Source organism: Bradyrhizobium sp. HKCCYLS3013, assembly GCF_051167615.1.
Lineage (GTDB): Bacteria > Pseudomonadota > Alphaproteobacteria > Rhizobiales > Xanthobacteraceae > Bradyrhizobium.
Genome location: NZ_JBNPTK010000002.1, coordinates 290,673 through 307,722, shown reverse-complemented (window position 1 = coordinate 307,722; position 17,050 = coordinate 290,673). Strand labels below are relative to the sequence as shown.

13 protein-coding genes are annotated in these 17,050 nt (G+C 66.8%); 6 read left to right on the top strand and 7 right to left on the bottom strand.

The window, feature by feature from the left end:
- Positions 1–90 precede the first annotated feature (90 nt).
- The 3 genes from prfB to ACQR1F_RS05485 all read left to right on the top strand — a co-directional run bounded on the left by prfB (position 91) and on the right by ACQR1F_RS05485 (position 3,116).
- Positions 91–1,225 (top strand): peptide chain release factor 2 gene (gene prfB / locus ACQR1F_RS05495; protein ID WP_315737783.1). Its coding sequence is split into 2 segments (ribosomal slippage): positions 91–159 and positions 161–1,225, totalling 1,134 coding nucleotides; the frame shifts between segments, so codons are not numbered across the junction.
- On the top strand, positions 1,222–2,109 hold the full coding sequence (locus tag ACQR1F_RS05490; protein WP_316215716.1) for an NAD(P)-dependent oxidoreductase: 888 nt from the start codon (positions 1,222–1,224) through the stop codon (positions 2,107–2,109). The genes prfB and ACQR1F_RS05490 overlap by 4 nt, the downstream gene beginning before the upstream one ends.
- Positions 2,110–2,192: 83 nt before the next feature.
- Positions 2,193–3,116, top strand: a complete 924-nt coding sequence (locus tag ACQR1F_RS05485) for a DMT family transporter (protein WP_434912642.1) — start codon at positions 2,193–2,195, stop codon at positions 3,114–3,116.
- A gap of 11 nt (positions 3,117–3,127) precedes the next feature.
- On the opposite strand, the gene upp is transcribed toward ACQR1F_RS05485, so the two are convergent.
- Together upp and ACQR1F_RS05475 are read right to left on the bottom strand one after the other, a co-directional pair.
- Entirely contained in the window at positions 3,128–3,763 is a 636-nt protein-coding gene (gene upp / locus ACQR1F_RS05480; RefSeq protein ID WP_315800151.1) for a uracil phosphoribosyltransferase, read from the bottom strand.
- A 53-nt stretch (positions 3,764–3,816) separates the two neighbouring features.
- Positions 3,817–5,544: a cation:proton antiporter gene (locus ACQR1F_RS05475; protein WP_434912641.1), complete on the bottom strand. Its 1,728-nt coding sequence runs from the start codon at positions 5,542–5,544 to the stop codon at positions 3,817–3,819.
- A gap of 25 nt (positions 5,545–5,569) precedes the next feature.
- Between ACQR1F_RS05475 and ACQR1F_RS05470 the strand changes: the two genes are divergently transcribed.
- Positions 5,570–6,124, top strand: coding sequence for a DUF3124 domain-containing protein (locus ACQR1F_RS05470; RefSeq protein WP_434839476.1), 555 nt, complete (start codon positions 5,570–5,572; stop codon positions 6,122–6,124).
- Positions 6,125–6,136: 12 nt separating this feature from the next.
- Here the strand turns inward: ACQR1F_RS05470 and ACQR1F_RS05465 are convergent, their stop codons facing one another.
- Positions 6,137–8,287 (bottom strand): methyl-accepting chemotaxis protein, encoded by a 2,151-nt coding sequence (locus ACQR1F_RS05465; protein ID WP_315800148.1) that lies wholly within the window; start codon positions 8,285–8,287, stop codon positions 6,137–6,139.
- Between the two features lie 876 nt (positions 8,288–9,163).
- On the opposite strand from ACQR1F_RS05465, the gene ACQR1F_RS05460 reads away from it, so the two are divergent.
- Positions 9,164–10,405 (top strand): LysM peptidoglycan-binding domain-containing protein, encoded by a 1,242-nt coding sequence (locus tag ACQR1F_RS05460; protein ID WP_434912640.1) that lies wholly within the window; start codon positions 9,164–9,166, stop codon positions 10,403–10,405.
- A gap of 104 nt (positions 10,406–10,509) precedes the next feature.
- Positions 10,510–11,676, top strand: coding sequence for a trans-sulfuration enzyme family protein (locus ACQR1F_RS05455; protein WP_315800146.1), 1,167 nt, complete (start codon positions 10,510–10,512; stop codon positions 11,674–11,676).
- Between the two features lie 43 nt (positions 11,677–11,719).
- Here the strand turns inward: ACQR1F_RS05455 and ACQR1F_RS05450 are convergent, their stop codons facing one another.
- The 4 genes from ACQR1F_RS05450 to ACQR1F_RS05435 all read right to left on the bottom strand — a co-directional run bounded on the left by ACQR1F_RS05450 (position 11,720) and on the right by ACQR1F_RS05435 (position 16,846).
- Positions 11,720–13,960, bottom strand: coding sequence for a TonB-dependent receptor domain-containing protein (locus ACQR1F_RS05450; protein ID WP_434912639.1), 2,241 nt, complete (start codon positions 13,958–13,960; stop codon positions 11,720–11,722).
- Positions 13,961–14,190: 230 nt separating this feature from the next.
- Positions 14,191–14,580, bottom strand: coding sequence for a hypothetical protein (locus ACQR1F_RS05445; protein WP_315800144.1), 390 nt, complete (start codon positions 14,578–14,580; stop codon positions 14,191–14,193).
- Between the two features lie 109 nt (positions 14,581–14,689).
- Entirely contained in the window at positions 14,690–16,054 is a 1,365-nt protein-coding gene (locus ACQR1F_RS05440; RefSeq protein WP_316178936.1) for a M23 family metallopeptidase, read from the bottom strand.
- Positions 16,055–16,159: 105 nt separating this feature from the next.
- The gene (locus ACQR1F_RS05435; RefSeq protein WP_315800142.1) at positions 16,160–16,846 is read right to left on the bottom strand and encodes a peroxiredoxin; all 687 of its coding nucleotides are present in this window, start codon (positions 16,844–16,846) and stop codon (positions 16,160–16,162) included.
- Between the last annotated feature and the right edge of the window lie 204 nt (positions 16,847–17,050).

Sequence of the window (17,050 nt, the reverse complement as noted above, 5' to 3'; positions counted from 1 at the left end):
GGAGCGATTGCGCTTTGCGCCGAGCGCCGTTACATCCCCCTGTGAGAGACGATGCTGCGGCGCTTGGAGCCGCGGCCTGAAGAGAGCGACATGCGCGCGGAAATCGAGAAAATCGTAGAAGAGATCAAGCAGTCGGTCGGGCTGCTGAGGAGGCATCTTTGACGTCGAGACATCGACGGCAAGGCTGGCCGAGCTGAATAAGCTCGCCGAAGACCCCAATCTCTGGAACGACCCCCAAAAAGCTCAGCGGCTGATGCAGGAGCGGACCTCGCTGGAGGACTCGCTCACCGGCATTGGCAAGGTCGAGCGTGAGCTCAGCGACAACATCGAGATGATCGAGCTTGGCGAGGCCGAGAACGATCCCGGCGTCGTCACTGAAGCCGAGAATGCGCTGAAGGAGCTGAAGAAGGAGGTCGCGCGGCGCGAGCTCGAGGCGCTCCTGTCCGGCGAGGCCGACAAGTTCGACACCTATCTCGAGGTCCATGCCGGCGCCGGCGGCACCGAGAGCCAGGACTGGGCGCAGATGCTGCTGCGCATGTACACACGCTGGGCCGAGACCCACGGCTTCAAGGTCGAGTATCTCGAGGAATCGCTGGGTGAAGAGGCGGGCATCAAGTCCGCGACCATCCAGATCTCCGGGCACAACGCTTATGGCTGGCTGAAGACGGAAGCCGGCGTGCATCGCCTGGTCCGGATCTCGCCGTTCGATTCGAATGCGCGGCGCCACACCTCGTTCTCTTCGGTGCAGATCTTCCCGGTCATCGATGACAGCATCAAGATCGACATCAAGGAGTCCGACGTCCGTGTCGACACGATGCGGTCGGGCGGCGCCGGCGGCCAGCACGTCAACAAGACCGAATCGGCGGTGCGGCTGACGCACATCCCGACCGGTGTCGCGGTGGTCTGCCAGGCCGGCCGCTCACAGCACAAGAACCGGGCCCAGGCCTGGGACATGTTGCGCGCGCGGCTCTACGAGATCGAGCTGAAGAAGCGCGAGGAGAAGGCGGCGGCGGATCAGGCGGCCAAGACCGAGATCGGCTGGGGCCACCAGATCCGCTCCTACGTGCTGCAGCCCTATCAGATGGTGAAGGATCTGCGCACCGGCGTGCAGACGTCGGACACCGCAGGCGTGCTCGACGGCGATCTCGACGAGTTCATGGCCGCGACGCTGGCACAGCGCGCGTTCGGCACGACGCCGGGCGCCGCAATCGAGGACGTGGATTGAGCGCGGCGCGCGTTGCCTTCATCGGGCTCGGGCGGATGGGCCACGGCATGGCCGGTCGCTATCTCGATGCCGGCTATTCCGTGGCGGTCTGGAATCGCAACAAGGCAAAGGCCGAGGATCTGATCGCGCGCGGCGCGCGCTGGTCGACCTCGCCGGCCGATGCGGCGATCGATGCCGTCGCCGTCGTCACCATGGTTGCGGATGACGACGCCTCGCGCGCGGTGTGGCTCGGGCCGGATGGCGCCGCCGCCACCATGCGGGTCGGCACGATTGCGATCGAATGCTCGACCGTATCGCGTGATCATACGCTGCGCCTGTCGCGCGAGCTGAATGCGCGCGGCGTGACATATCTCGACTGTCCGGTGACCGGGCTGCCCGACGCGGCCGCAAGCGGCAAGCTGACCCTGCTGATCGGCGCCGACGCCGCCGATCTCGACCGCGCCCGGCCCTATCTGGCGCCGATCGGCTCGACCATTCGCCATTTCGGACCGGTGGGCACCGGGACCGTCTACAAGCTGATCAACAACCTGCTTGGCGCGATGCAGATCGCGGGTCTCGCCGAAGGGCTCGCGATCGCCGAGCAGGCCGGGCTCGACATGAATCTCGTGCTCGAGGCGATCCAGGGCGGCGTCGCGGCGAGCCCGCAGGTGCTGCGCCACGCCCCGCGCATGGTCGCGCGCAACTTCGCCGACGCGAGCTTCACCGCAGCACTCCGTCACAAGGATGCAGCCTATGCGCTGCAGCTCGCCGAGGAACTGCTCGGTGAGCGCCCAGTCATGGCCCAGGCGGCCGTCGACGCCTATGCGCGGGCGAAGGCGGCGATGCCGGATGAGGACGAAGGCCGCATGATCGAGCTGATCTCGCGGCCGAAAGACCCGCCGTAGAGCGCGACGCTGACGGAAAGCGGGTGGATCACGCTCCGCCTTGTTTGCAACGTTCACGCCGACATTGAACCACGGTTGCCGTGATGACATCCCAGAACGAGAGCATGGACGCGCGGGACTGGTCGCTGCTCGGCCTGCTCTCGCTGCTGTGGAGCGGATCGTTCATCTTCAACGGCCTCGCCTTGAAGGAATTGCCGCCGCTGACGCTGGTGCTGCTGCGCATCGTGCTGGCGGCTGCTATTCTGCTGCCGGTGGCGCGCCTGCGCGGGCTCGGTTTTCCCAGGGGGATTGTCGGTTGGCTGCCGTTCCTCGCCGTGGCGCTGTTCAACAATGTCGTGCCGTTCTGCTTGATCGTGATCGGCCAGACGTTCATCACCTCCGGTCTTGCCGCGGTGCTCAACGCGACCACGCCGCTGTTCACCATCGTGGTAATGGCTGCCGCGGGGGAGGAAAGGCTGTCGGTCCGGCGGGCTGCGGGCCTGATCGTGGGCCTCGTCGGCGTCGTAATCCTGCGAGGCGGATCGGGGCTCGGCGGCTCGGCCGGCGGCTACGGCATTCTGTTCGGTCTTGGCGCATCGCTCAGCTACGGCATCGCCGCGCTGCTGGTGCGCCGCCATCTCGCCCAATCGCCGCCGCTCGCAACCGCCACCTTCCAGCTCTCGGCTTCGAGCGTGATGATGCTGGTCATCGCCGGCGCGGTCGACCAGCCCTGGCGTCTCCCGCTTCCCGGGCTGCAGACGTGGCTCGCGGTCATCGGCCTTGCGGCGCTGTCGACGGCATTCGCCTATATCGTGTTCTTCCAGATACTGCGCCGCTCCGGGGCGACCAACGTGATGCTGGTGACCTTGTTGATCCCGTTGACGACGATCCTCCTCGGGTCGCTGGTGCTCGGCGAAAGCATCTCGTTGCGGGAGATCAGCGGTGCGCTGGTGATCGGGAGTGCGCTGCTGGTGATCGATGGTCGCATCCTCAGTGTCATTCGCCTTTCACCGCGACCGTCCTGCTGAACCGTTCACGATCACTTCGTGCCGAACATCCGATCGCCGGCATCGCCGAGACCGGGCACGATGTAGGCGTGGTCATTCAGCTTCTCGTCGATCGCTGCGGTCCAGATCGGGATGTCCGGATGCTCCTTCTCGAACTTGGCGATGCCTTCCGGGGCCGCCAGCAGGCAGACGAAACGGATGTCGCGGGCGCCCCGCGTCTTGAGCAGCTCGGCAGCCGCGCAGGCGGAGTTGCCGGTCGCGAGCATCGGGTCCATCAGGATCACGGTGCGGTCGCTCAGATCCTGGGGCGCCTTGAAGTAGTACTCGACGGCCTGCAGCGTGTTGGGATCGCGGTAGAGCCCGATATGGGCGATGCGCGCGGACGGCATCAGCGCCAGCATGCCGTCGAGGAAGCCGACGCCGGCGCGCAGGATCGGCGCCAGGGTGAGCTTCTTGCCGGCGATCTTCGGCGCCTTCATCGGGGCGATCGGCGTTTCGATGTCGACGAGCTCGAGCGGCAGGTCGCGCGTGACCTCATAGGCGAGCAGCATGCCGATCTCGTTCAGGAGCTCACGGAAGCCCTTGGTCGAGCGGTCACGCTCGCGCATCAAGGAGAGCTTGTGCTGGACCAGCGGGTGATCGACGACGTGAACGCTCGTGTTTGCCATGATTCAAGTCCAGCGGGATCAGAGATTGTGTCGGAGATGGATACGCGCCCGGCTCATGGCAGCACCTCGCGGCGGTCGGCGAGCATCGCCTCGGCCTGGCTGCGGCGCTCGGAGAGGAGCCCGGCGCTGGCGTCCTGGATCAGGTTGAGCAGCACCTGCGCATCGCTGAGCCGCGGCACGGTCACATAGTCGGCGCCGGCATCGTAGAGGTCGTTGACGTCGGCGAGCAGGTCGGCGGTCGCGACGATCTTGGCCGTTGCATTGATGCTGCGCACGTGGCGCACCAGCTTCTCGTTGTTGGCGCCCTTGAGCAGCGAGTCCGGGATGCTCAGGATGATCAACTCGGCCTGGCCGACCCCCGCGTGGATCAGCGTGTCGACATTGCTGATGTCGCCATAGGTCACCTGGATGCCACGATCGGACAGGGTGCGGAAGACGACCGGGTTGAAATCGACCACGCCGATCTGTTCCAGCAGCGCCGGCTCGTTGCGCTCGATCTCGCTCAGCAGGGCGCTGGCCGTGCGGAAGAAACCGAGGAGAACGATCGGCCGTCCGGCGCCGTGCCCGCCCTCATGGCCGGCCTCGCCGTCCTTGCTCGAATCGAGGTCGCGCAGGCCGATCCGCTTGAGCAGCGGGATGCTTCGCCGCGCGATCGGGTCGGAGCGCACGATGACGAAGGTCGAGAGCACCGCGAGCAGCACGAAGGCGAAGGACGCCGCGCTCGACGTGCCGTTCTTGAGGTGGCCGGCGGCGGCGCCGGTCTGGATCACCACCAGCGAGAATTCGCTGATCTGGGCAAGGTTGAGCGCCGGCAGCAGGCTGGCGCGCAGGCCCTGCCGCATCATGTAGAGCGGCGTAAAGGTGGTGAGCAGCCGGCTCGCCACCGTGAAGAGCGCGATCACCAGCGCCAGCCCGACCACGGACAGTGTCGGGATCGGGATGGTCATGCCGAGCGCGACGAAGAACAGCGTGATGAAGAAATCGCGCAGCGTCGTGACCTTGGCGGTGACGTCGAGCGCGTAGGGGAAGGTCGACAGCGAGACGCCCGCAACCAGCGAGCCCATCTCGCGCGACAGGTGCAGCCTTTCCGCGATCTCGCCGATCAGGAAGCACCAGGCCAGCGCGCCGAGCAGGATCAGCTCGGGGGTGCGCGCGATGCGGTGGAACACCGGCGGCAAGACGTAGCGGCTGAGCAACAGGGCGATCGCGACCAGCGTGCCGGCGCGGGCGAAAGACAGCAGGATCACGCTGACATGGAGGTCGTCGAGGCTCGGCTGCACCGCCAGAAACAGGATCGCGAACACGTCCTGCAGAACCAGCACGCCGAGCGTGATGCGGCCGGGCAGGGTGTCGAGCTCGCGCTTCTCGTACAGCACCTTGACGATGATGACGGTCGAGGACAGCGCGCAGGCGACGCAGAGATAGAGCGCGTCGTAGCTCTCGGCGCCCATCCGCATGCCGATCGCGACGAAGAACAGGATGCCGAGCGCGGCGCCGCCGAGCAGCTGGACCCCGCCGGCAATCAGAATCACCGGGCCGGCGCGGATGATCTTCTTGAGGTCGATCTCGAGCCCGATCATGAACAGCATGAAGATCAGGCCGAGTTCCGAGATCACGGAAATCGACTCCTGGGACTTGACCCAGCCGGTGCCGAAGGGGCCAATGGCGAAGCCCGCGACCAGATAAGCGAGAATCGAGGGCTGGCGCCATCTGTGCGCCGCCAGTCCAAGCACCCACGCAAACAGGATGCAGAGCGTGATGTCGCCGATCAGTTCATGCATGAAGCAACCCCCGAGGCGGCAACTTATGTCGGGCCGCCGCGCAAGGAAACCCGCAATCTGTCACATCCGGACCGGCGCATTCGCGCTGCTGCTCATCGCAGCTGTTGCGGCCGGCGCGGCGCAGGCGGCCGACGACGTGACCACGACTTTCGCGAGCTCGCTGACGCCAGTTCCGGCGCAGCCCGTCACGGTCACGGGCGCCGTCTACGTCCCCGTCTATTCCAGCGTCGCGATGACCCCGGGCCGGGTCCAGGCCGATTTCTCGGTGACGCTGAGCATCCACAACGCCTCCGAGCAGCGGCCTCTGATCGTCCGGCGCATCAACTATTACGACACGGCCGGCACGCTGGTGGAGGCGCATCTGCGCGAGCCCGTCGCCTTGAGGCCGTTCGCGACCGTCGAGATCTTCGTGCCCGTCAAGGACACCCGCGGCGGCACCGGCGCCAATTTCGTCGTCGACTGGGCCGCGACCGGTGAGATCGCCGAGCCCGTCGTCGAGGCGCTGATGGTCGGCGGCATCGGCGCCGGCCACTACGCCTTCATCAGTCAGGGGCGCCCGATCCGGCTGACCGGGCGATGAGAGCGGGACGGCTCAGGCCGCCCGCACGTTGTCGAGGAATCTGTCGACCTCCTGCCGCAGCCGGTCGCTCTCCTGCGACAGCGACTGCGCCGCCGACAGCACGCTTCCCGACGCGGAGCCGGTCTGCGAGGCGCCGCGCTGGACGTCGACGATGTTGGTGTTGACCTCGGTGGTGCCCCGCGACGCCTCCTGGATGTTGCGCGAGATCTCCTGCGTCGCCGCGCCCTGCTGCTCGACGGCGGCGGCGATGGTCGAGGAGATTTCCGACAGCCGCTCGATGGTCGTGCTGATCTCCCGGATCGCCGACACCGATTCCTGCGTCGCCGCCTGGATGCCCGAGATCTGCTGGGCGATCTCGCCGGTCGCCTTCGAGGTCTGCTCGGCGAGCGCCTTGACCTCGGACGCAACCACCGCGAAGCCGCGGCCGGCATCGCCGGCGCGCGCCGCCTCGATGGTGGCGTTCAGCGCCAGCAGGTTGGTCTGGCCGGCGATGGTGTTGATCAGCTCGACCACGTCGCCGATCCGCGCGGCCGCCTTCGACAGCTCGTTGACGCGGTCGTTGGTGGTGCGCGCCTGATCGACGGCGCCGTTGGCGATGCGCGCCGATTCCTGGACTTGCCGGCTGATCTCGGTCACCGACGAGGTCAGCTCCTCGGTGGCCGAGGCGACCGACTGCACGTTCGTCGCGGCCTGCTCGGACGCGGCGGCCACGGTGGTGGCGAGCTCCTGCGAGCGCGTCGCGTTCGAGGTCAGCGTGCCGGCGGACGTCTCGAGCTGGGACGAGGCCGAGGACACCGTCTGCACGATGCCGCCGATCGCGCTTTCGAATTCGCTGGCGAGCTTGTTCATTCCGGCCTTGCGCTTGACCTCGGCCGAGTGCTGCACAGCCTTCACTTCCTCGCTGTTGAAGCGGACGATGGCCTGCACGGTCTGCAGGTTGCGCAGCGCCTCGCCGATCTCGTCGTCGCGCTCTACCGGAATGCGGTTGTCGAGCTTGCCCTGGCTGATGTTCTGCATCGCGTCGTTGAGCACCTTGAGCGGCCGCAGCACCGCGCGGATGCTCTGCAGGCTGAACGTGGCGCCGATTCCGATGCCCGCCAGGATCATCACCGAAATGATCGCGAGCACGACCAGATATTGACTCTCGGCCTCCTCGTAGAGCGCCTTGCCTTCCTTCACCTGGATCTCGACGAGCTTGTCGAGCTCGTGCTTGGCGGCCTCGAACAGATCATGCCCCTTGGTGGCGATATGCTGGCTCGCTTCGTCGAACTTGCCCTGCTCGAGCAGAGCCAGGCCTGGCCTGATGCCTTCCTCCAGATAGGCCTTGCGCCTGATCGCGAAGGCATCGGCGACGATCTTCTCCTCCGGGGTCAGGTAGCTCGCCATGTAGTCGGCCCAGACCTTGGTGATCCTGGCGCTGTTTCCGTCCACCAGCGCCCTGATGCCGTCAATCGGCTTTCCGGCCTTGCCGTTCGCCGCCGCGGACTGTTGCGACGACATGTTCTGCAAGGTGCGATCGTTGATCTCGAACAATTGCGCCAGCGGAATCGTGCGATCCTCGTACAGCGACTTCATGGCGACATTGGTGGAGCGGGTCGAAATCAGGCCGGCTGCGCCGATGATCAACATGAACACGCCCAGCACCGCGGCCAAGGTCGTCAGGCGCGCTTTGAGCGTACCCGTGAACAGCGACAGGCGGTCGAACACCGAGCGGCGGCGGATGATGCCCGCGCTGATGGTGTAGTCCTGCGCCTTGTTCTGGTTGAGAAGCCCGTACACCTTCTCGGCCTCGGCGCGCTGCTCAGCCGGCAGCTTGGTGCGGATCGAGGTGTAGCCGGTGATCTCGCCATTCTCGCGGATGGCCGACGCGGTCGCCTGCACCCAGTAGAAGTCACCGTTCTTGCGGCGGTTCTTGACGGCGCCGGCCCACGGCTTTCCTTGCTTCAGCGTGTCCCAGAGGTTGGCGAAAGCCGCCTCCGGCATGTCGGGATGGCGGATGATGTTGTGCGGCTGGCCCATCAGCTCGTCGGGAGTGAAGCCGGCGGCATCGACGAACTGCTCGTTGAAATAGGTCAGCTTGCCCTTCAGATCGGTGCGCGAGACGATGAGCGTCTCGTCGGTGATCGGGTATTCATGTGTCGTGACCGGTAGATTCTTGCGCACGGATATGAACTCCACCTGCCCATTGAATCGGATTCGGAATTTGAACTTCGGACGAACGCGAGAAGGCGGTCCGATCGTTAAATGTTGCGTAAAAGATGGGCACCGTAGGACTACGCGTTGTGCATTGCGATGGTTCGAGAGCCGGATACCGTCTCAAACAATCAGCAATAGAGCATGCGAAATCCCTCGTGACGCACGGGCGTCCGAGCTTTCGGCAGCGAGCCCTCGAGACGAGGGCGCAGGGAATGCCGGGTGAAGGCCTCACCCATGGCCCGCCTGCGAAAAAAATGCAGGCGGCAGGTACCACAGGCAAAGCCGTAACCGGCATTCCCTGCGCGATGGTTTTAACGATTTATACGCGATCTCCCCGGGGACCGGGCTTTCTTGCCCCGTCATCCGCACCAGCGCATCTGCACCGGCACGAACTTGGCCTCAGCATCGGGAGGTCAGGACCACGCGACTTCATCGTTCGCGGCCGCCATGCCCGTCGTGCATCGCAGCCCACGTCCACCGCATCCCGCCCCAACGTCCGTGACGACGCGTACGCCCCTCGCAACGAGGCGGGATGCGCGGATCATACACGACTTCTGGAAAAAAGAAATAGGAAAGTTTGTGATTGTCGGGCTCTGCCGCATTCTCAGACATGCTCTGCAACGGGGGCCTGGTTCGACACTGCGGGCTCGCGGCTGATTGGCGCTTTGCCGATGCGCGGGGAAGTCACACCTCGCAAGTTGACTGGGAAGTTGGGCGGCTCGATCGCTGCCCCCAGCCGCGGGGGCAATGGCATTCCGCCCTGTATGATGCTATGTGCAAAGCAAGATTCCCGCTGACGGAGCCGTCGTCTCCGCGCCTCGTTTGCACAGGACGGATCACCGCATGAGCATCGGAAACGGCGGACGATTGATCTGGGGTGGCGGCGCCGTTGCGGCGCTCGCGATCGCGGGCCTGGCCATTGCGTTCGCTCAGGGCTTCGGTCTCGACCTCCCGATCTTCAAGCGTGAGGGGACGTCTGCGAGCCGGACTGGCGCGACCGCGCCGAGCGCTCCGACAGACGGTCCGCCCGCTGCTCCGCAGCGCGCTGCGGCGGCTGAGCCGGGTGCGGCAGACAAGGGCGGCGCGAGCCAAGCCGCGGCAGCGCTCGCCAGCGCGCAGCAACAGGCCAGCGGACTGGCTTCGCTGCTGGCGCCGGTGGCGCCGCCGGCGGCCGAGAGCGATGGGCCGTCGTTCGACGTCGTCAGCGTGGAGCCGTCGGGCGACACCGTCGTTGCCGGCCGTGCGGCGCCCGGCGCCACTGTCGAGTTGCTGCGCAACGGCGAGCCGCATGCGCGAGTGGTGGCCGATCGCTCGGGGCAATTTTCCATGGTGCCGCCGCCGCTGCCCGCCGGGACGTTCGAGTTGACGTTGCGGGCCAAGCAGCCGGATGGTCACGAGATCTCGTCCAAGCAGAGCGTCGCGGTGGTGGTCGAGGCCGGCAAGCGCCCGGCCACCGTCGCGGTGATCGCGCCGGACCAGCCGACACGCGTGCTGTCGAAGCCGGCCGCATCGGTGCCGCTGGCGGTCGCGGTCGAGGCCGTCGACTTCGAGCCGAACGGCAATCTGCGCGTCGGCGGCCGCGCACGGCCCGGGGCCACCGTCCGGATCTATCTCAACGACCGGCTGGTCGACACCGCGACGGCCGGTGCAGATGGCCGCGTCGCGACGACCATCAAGGATGCCGCCTGGGCCGGCAAGGACCGGCTGCGGCTCGACGAGGTGGATGCCAAGACCGGCGCCGTGCAGGCGCGGGCCGAGGTGCCGTTGAATGTGCCGGAGGCGCTGACCACGGCCTCGCTGCCTGCGGCGGGGGGCCAGAGGCAGGGAAGCGGCGGTGCTCCCGGCGCGCGCACGCAGCTTGCATCGGCGTCGCCGGCCGACCTGAAGGACGTTGCCGCGTCACCCGCGCGCAGCGGCGCGAGGACGATCACCGTGTCACGCGGCGACAGCCTGTGGCACATCAGCCGCCGGCTCCTCGGCGAGGGCACGCGCTACGCAGTCATCTACCGCGCCAATCGCGAGCAGATCCGCCGGCCGGATCTGATCTATCCGGGCCAGGTGTTCGTGCTGCCGGCGAAGCGCTAGCTGCGCAGCACAAAGGATTTTGACTTCTGTACGTGCTTGCACCTGAGCGCGCTGCTCGCGCCGTTGCGCTAAGATGGCCGTCAGCATTGTCTCACGAGGTTTCCATGCACGATCTCACCCGCTGCGTTCAGCACCCCGCCGTGTCGCACGACGGCTTCAAGTCGCTGGCGGTTCCGACCCATCGCGCCTCGACGATCGTCTATGACGAGCCGCAGGACTTTGCGCGGCGCGCCGAGCGTGGTCTCGACGGTTACACTTATGGCCTGCATGGCACGCCGACGACGCGGACCCTGGAGGCGCAGATCAGCGCGCTGCATGGTGGCGAGCGCACCGTGCTGGTCCCGTCCGGACAGGCCGCGGTCGCGATCACGATGCTCGCCGTGCTCAAGCCCGGCGACAAGGTGCTGATCCCCGATCACGTCTATCCGCCGGTGCGTCATCTGTGCGCGAACTATCTCGCCGCGCGCGGGATTTCGCATGAGGTCTACGACCCGCTGATCGGCGGCGGCATCAGCGATCTCATCGATGCCAGCACGAAGCTGATCTGGCTGGAATCGCCGGGCTCGGGAACGATGGAGGTGCAGGACGTTCCGGCCATCGCGCGGGCCGCAAAGGTGCGCGGCGTGCTCACCGGCTGCGACAACACCTGGGCGAGCCCGCTGTTGTTCAAGCCGCTGGCGCATGGCGTCGATTTCGCGGTGGAGGCGCTGACCAAATATGTCGGCGGTCATTCCGACCTGCTGCTCGGCTCGATCACCGTCAAGGACCTGAGCTTGCGCAAGGCGCTCAAGGACGTGCTGGGCGTTCTCGGTATCGGCGTGTCGCCGGATGAGGCGGCGCTGGCGCTGCGCGGCATCGAGACCATGGGAGTCCGCATGGCGCATTCGGGACGCGTCGCGCGTGAGTTTGCCGAGCTGCTGCAACAGTCGCCGGCGGTCGCGCGCGTGCTGCATCCGGCGTTGCCGTCCTGTCCCGGCCACGAAATCTTCGCGCGCGACTTCAAGGCTGCGAGCACGGTGTTCAGCGTCGTCATCAGGCCGGAGTTTACCGCGCGGATCTATCCGGCGCTCGGACATCTCAGTCTGTTCGCCATCGGCGCCTCCTGGGGCGGCACCCACAGCCTGATTGCGCCGATGGATGTCACGGCCGATCGCACGGTGCGCGCATGGAATGCCGCGGAGGGATTGGTGCGGCTGAGCATCGGGCTGGAGGAGCCGGGCGATCTGTGGGAGGACCTGTCGCGATTCCTCGACGCGCTCGAAACCTCCTGAGACATGCCGGCCCGCGGTGTTCGCGCCGCGGGCCGGCCCGTCGTCAGAAGTTCACGCTAAGCCGCGCATTCAGCGACCGGCCAGGGCCCTTGACGGCGTAGCCGTAGGCCGCGGATGAGCCCATCATCGACACCACTTGATAGTCGACCAGATCGGCGCCGCCGAGCGGCAGGTCATAGGTCCGGTTGAACAGGTTGTCGACGCCGAGATCGAGCCGCACGTGCTGCCACTGGTAGCCGGTGCGCAGGTTGACCAGCGCGTAGGACGGCGTGGTCAGCTCGTTGCGGACCTGGCTCACGACATTCTTGGAGCCGACGAGCTGCAGCTCGACCGAATTGCTCCAGCCGCCGAGATGATGATCGAGCGCGAGCTTCGCGTTGACCGGCATCATGTGGTAGAGGTCGACGCCGTCGGTGCGGTAGCCCCTGACGTAGCCGATCAGGCCACGGATCTGGCCGTGGCCGTAGGTCAGGTCGTCCCAGACCGTCAGGCGCCCTTCGACATTGACGCCGACCAGCGTGGCGTCGTGGTTGGCGAACTGCAGATAGACGAAGCCGGTATTTGTCGCCAGGTTGGCGGGGTTGCTGGCGAGGCAGCTCGCCGTTTTGCAGCGGTCGACGTCGATGTAGTCCTGCACGTAGCTGGCATAGGGCGTCACTTTGACGTCCCACAGCTTCTGCGCCGGATCGTGCCAGCCGGCGGTGAAGCTCACGGTGTGCGCCTTCTCCGGCTTGAGGTCGAGGTTGCCGACATAGCCGTTGCCGTCGCCGAACCAGCCGATCATCTGCATCGCCATCGCATTGGTCGACCAGGCGTAGCGCTCATACAGGTTCGGCGAGCGCGTCTTGCGCGCGAAGCCGAGCTCGAACTGGCTGATCGCGTCGGGCTCGTAGCGGACGAGCGCGGAGCCGTCGAGATGCACGTCGGTCCGGGCATGGTCGGCGGCGTTGAACGCCGCGGCATCGGCGCCGTACATCATCGCGTTGTAGCCCGAGACGTTGCCGGTGTTCATCCGCACGATGTCGTTGCGCAGGCCGACGATCGACGTCCACTGCCGATCCCAGTGCCGCTCCCATTCGACGAAGGTGCCGATGCGGTCGCGCTGTCCGCCGTTGATGTTGATGAAGCTGTTCGGCCCCATCATCATCGACCCGGCAACCGGGCTCCACCAGTCGTCGAGCCGGTTGAGCGCAAGCTCGTTGCCGACGCGCAGGAGGTCCTGGCCCGACACCGGCAGCGTCGCCTTGATCGCGTAGCCGCCGTCGAGGCCCTTGGTGTCCATCGGCATCGAGGCGACCTTGTCGGGCGCGATGAAGCCCATCGTGTGCCGGATCTGATGCACGAAGGCGGACGCCTCGATCAGGCCCCAGTCGAACGTGCCTTCGTAGCGGCCGTTGGCGAACAGGCCGCGGTTGTAGACCATGTCCATGTACTGGTTCACATAGCCCTGGTAGGGGATGAACTGGCCGCCCACCTGGAACGTGAACAGGTTGCCGAAGCTGCGCTTGGAGATGCTGATGGCGTGGTTCTGCGTCTCGTACAGCGTCGACTTCACGGTGGTGCCGTCGCCGGCCTTGTAGTTGCCGGACCTGACCCAGCCGCCGGTGTAGGTAACGCTGGTGTCGCGGTTGGCGGCCGTGGCCGTCGCATCGACGCCATAGGCGTTGCCGTTGCTGCGGAAGAAGCTGGAGACGCGGGTGCTGGCGATCCAGCCGTCGGTCGCCGCGAAGGCGGGCGGTGCGGTGGTGACGTCGACGCGGCTGCCGATGTAGTCGCCGCCGACCGAGACCGGGCCGATGCCGAGATAGGCGCGCATCTTCGCGATCATCGCCGGATTGACGAAGGACAGCGGCGGATTCATCTCGTTCGGGCAGGCCGGCGAGATCAGCATCGAGTTGATCGCGACCTGGAGCCGGTCGGCGCCCATGCCGTTGATCGCGGGCAGGCTGGAGACGCCGCCGGCGCCCCAGGCTGCGCCGCCCGGCAGGTCGGTGACGAGGCCTGCCGAATCGCTCGAGGAGAGACCGCGCTCGAAGCCGGCCTGCGGCGGCAGCGTGCGGCTTGCAGCTGTTGGGCCGGTGTCTTTCTGCTGCGTGGCGGCTTCCGTGGCGTGTGGGGCCGGTGCGTGAGTCTCGCGGCTTGCCGCAGGCCGGGGACGAGGCTTGGCCGTGCGCTGACGCGCGGGGTCGACGGTGACGGTCGGCAGCGACGCCGCGGGGCGCGCGCTGGCGGGTTCAGCGGCGGAGCACAGCAAGGCTGTCGCCGCGAGCAGCGCCGACGACATCGGTCGCGGAGGTAAAGAGGCAGTGGGCGGCTTTGAGCCTGAAAGGACGTTCGACATGGAGAACTCTGGAGAATGCTGCGCAGATATCTGCGGATGAGATCGGGAGCTGGGCACGCGCCAACGGCGCCCGGCTGATGATGCCGAGATGTGCGTGCCATCACGCTGCGGCTCCGTGAGAGCGGAGGCGGCATGTGGCGCAGCGATGTGTCTGAAGATGCGGCGACCGCCGCTCAGGCGAGCCGAGGTGGCGCGCGCGCCCGGTGCCCGGCGTCGACCTCGGCAGTCGCGCGCCACAAGGGCGCGATCGGTTCGAACGCAACGCCAAGGACGCGCCGGAGGCTGACCGTGGGTGCGTCGGGCGGCGGCAGCAGTGCGAAAGCCGGGGTGACGCAGAGCGGACAATGCGCCGCTGACGCCGCAGCCGGCGCTTCCGAGCTGTCGGCGCCCCCTCGAGCGTTGTCGATTCGCTCGTGACAGATCTCACCGAATACGAAGGCGAAGCTCGGCGGCAGCCAGGCGTTCAGGCTCACCGCCAGCGTGACCTGCAGCGCCAGCACATAGGCCATCGCACAGGCGACGGCGCCCGTCAGATGTTTGCTGTGTGATGAAATGCGACGCACGGCCCTGAAATCCCCGCAGCATGCTTAGCATGTCTGCGGAACAGCACCAATTGCGATCGCGCAATGCCGTTGCGCGTTGGTCGCGCGTCGGCTTGCCGGATGAGCGATCTTACCCGGCGCTCAGCCGCACGCCGGCGCGCAGGAATTTCTGCGGGTCGACGGCTTCGCCGTCGATGCGGGTCTCGTAGTGCAGATGCGGGCCGGTCGAACGGCCGGTCGAGCCGACCTCGCCGATGATGTCGCCGATCTTCACCTGCTGGCCGACCTTGACGTTGATTTCGGAGAGATGGCCGTAGCGGGTGGAGAGGCCGTTGCCGTGATCGACCTCGACCATGCGGCCGTAGCCGCCGGCCCAGCCGGCATTCACCACCTTGCCGTTGGCGGTGACGCGGACCGGATCGCCGGTGGCAGCACGGAAGTCGAGGCCGGTGTGCATCGCGGGGCGGCCGAGGAATGGATCGGAGCGCACGCCGAAGCCGGAGGTGAACTCGACCTCGCCGATCACCGGCTTGCGATAGGGCACCAGCGACAGCGTGCGGTTCATCTTCTCGACCTGCGCGCGGGTGATGTTGATGCGGTAGAGCTGGCGTTCGAACGGACCGGATTCGGCGCCGAGCTTGACCGGAACGAACGGGCCGCCCATGCCGCCCTTTGGCGCGGCCGCTTCGAGCTGGCCCATGTCCAGGCCGAGATCGGTGATGACGCCGCGCATCCGGCGCAGCTTCGATTCCAGCGTCTCCTCGGCCGAGGACAGCATCGCGACCTGCCGCGCCTCGACCTGGTCGAGCGAGCGCGTCAGCCGCGTCAGCACGTTGTCGACACCGGCGAGCTTGGTCGATGGGTTGGGCTGCGCATTCGCCATCACGGGGCTGCGCGATTCGAGCCGGGCCTCGCGGTCCGGCGGCGCGGTGAAGATCACGGTGTCGCTGATCGGCGACGGTTTTGGCGCGGCTGTCGCCGATGGCGGCTCGATCGCGACCGGCGCACGCGCCGGGGCGCGGATCGAGCCGGTGATGTCGGGCATGCTGCCGAGCGCGGTGGCACGTCCCTCGAGCGCGGTCTGGCGCTTGAGGATCTGGTCGAGCTTCTGGTCGAACTGCTCCTGGTCGAGCAGTTGCCGGCTGGTGGCGCGGTCGACCTTGGCGCGCAGCTCGGCGATGCGGTCCTCATAGGCGTATTGCATCTCGGCCTGGCGCGCGATCAGCCGCGTCAACACGTCGTCGCGGAACGCGAAATAGGTCGCAGTCGCCGCCGACCACAGCCCGAGCAGGCTGACGGTGCCGACCACGATCCAGAACACCACCGGGCCGATGCGCACCTGCTTGCCGGCATGCACCAGCGTGTAGTCGCTCTGCGATGCGGCCGCGACCGGCGCCGGATGGCTGGCGGGTGCGCGCCGATGATGGTGGGCGTGCCCGCGGTCATGAGGATGGTGCTGGGGATATTCGGCGTGATGGCCGGAACGATACGACATCGGCACTCCCGCGCCGGCCGGAGATCGTCATTCCGGCGGCGTCATTTACGGGAGCGATTTGACCCCTGCATGGTTAATTTTCCCCCAACGCTCTCCGGCGCATTCTCAGAGCGCGCGCGCCGCCGCCAGCACCGCGTCGGCGTGGCCGTCGACCTTGACGTTGCGCCACACCTTGGCGACGCGGCCGTCGGCGCCGATCAAGACGGTGCTTCGGATGATGCCGAGAAACTTGCGGCCATAGAGCGACTTCTCGCCCCAGGCGCCGTAGGCCTCCAGCATCTCATGCTTCTCGTCCGAGATCAGGGGTACCGCGAGATCGTGCTTGTCGCGGAAATTGTCCTGCGCCTTGACCGAATCGGCGGAGACGCCGAGCACTGCGGCGCCGGCAGCGGCGAAGTCCTTCGACAGGCGGGTGAAGTCGATCGCCTCCTTGGTGCAGCCGGGCGTATTGGCCTTGGGATAGAAGAACAGCACGAGCTTCTGGCCGCTGTAGTCGGCGAGCGAGACGGTTCCGCCGCCATCGCGCGGCAGCTTGAACGCGGGTGCCTTGGCGCCCTCGGCAAGGCCCGTTCCGCTGGCAGCCGGCGCCGCGGGCTTGGCCTTCGCAGCGGCGGCCTTCGTGGTCGGCGTCTTGGTGGTCGGCGTCTTGGCGGAGGTCGTCTTGGCGGCTTTCGTCACGGCCGGTTTGGCCGTCTTCTTGGTGGCCTTCTTGGCCGCGGTGGCGAGCCGGTTCCCGTCAATCGTCCCGTAGGACGCCGGGTTGGAGGATTTCTTTCGTGATTCCTTCGACATACGCCTTCCTTTCGTCGCTTTCGGCGGCTCAAAAATGAAAGTATCTCGGTTCTTGTCCGGTGTCCCGGGATCGATCTGGCATCCGTGCTTCGCGGCGCGCAGGGGATTGCGCCTCTTGCGATGAAGCGAAGATCATGGCTACCAGCAGGCGTGAGCACCAGCGCAGTTGAGCACAGTGCAATGACGACTCTCGTACCGTCTCCG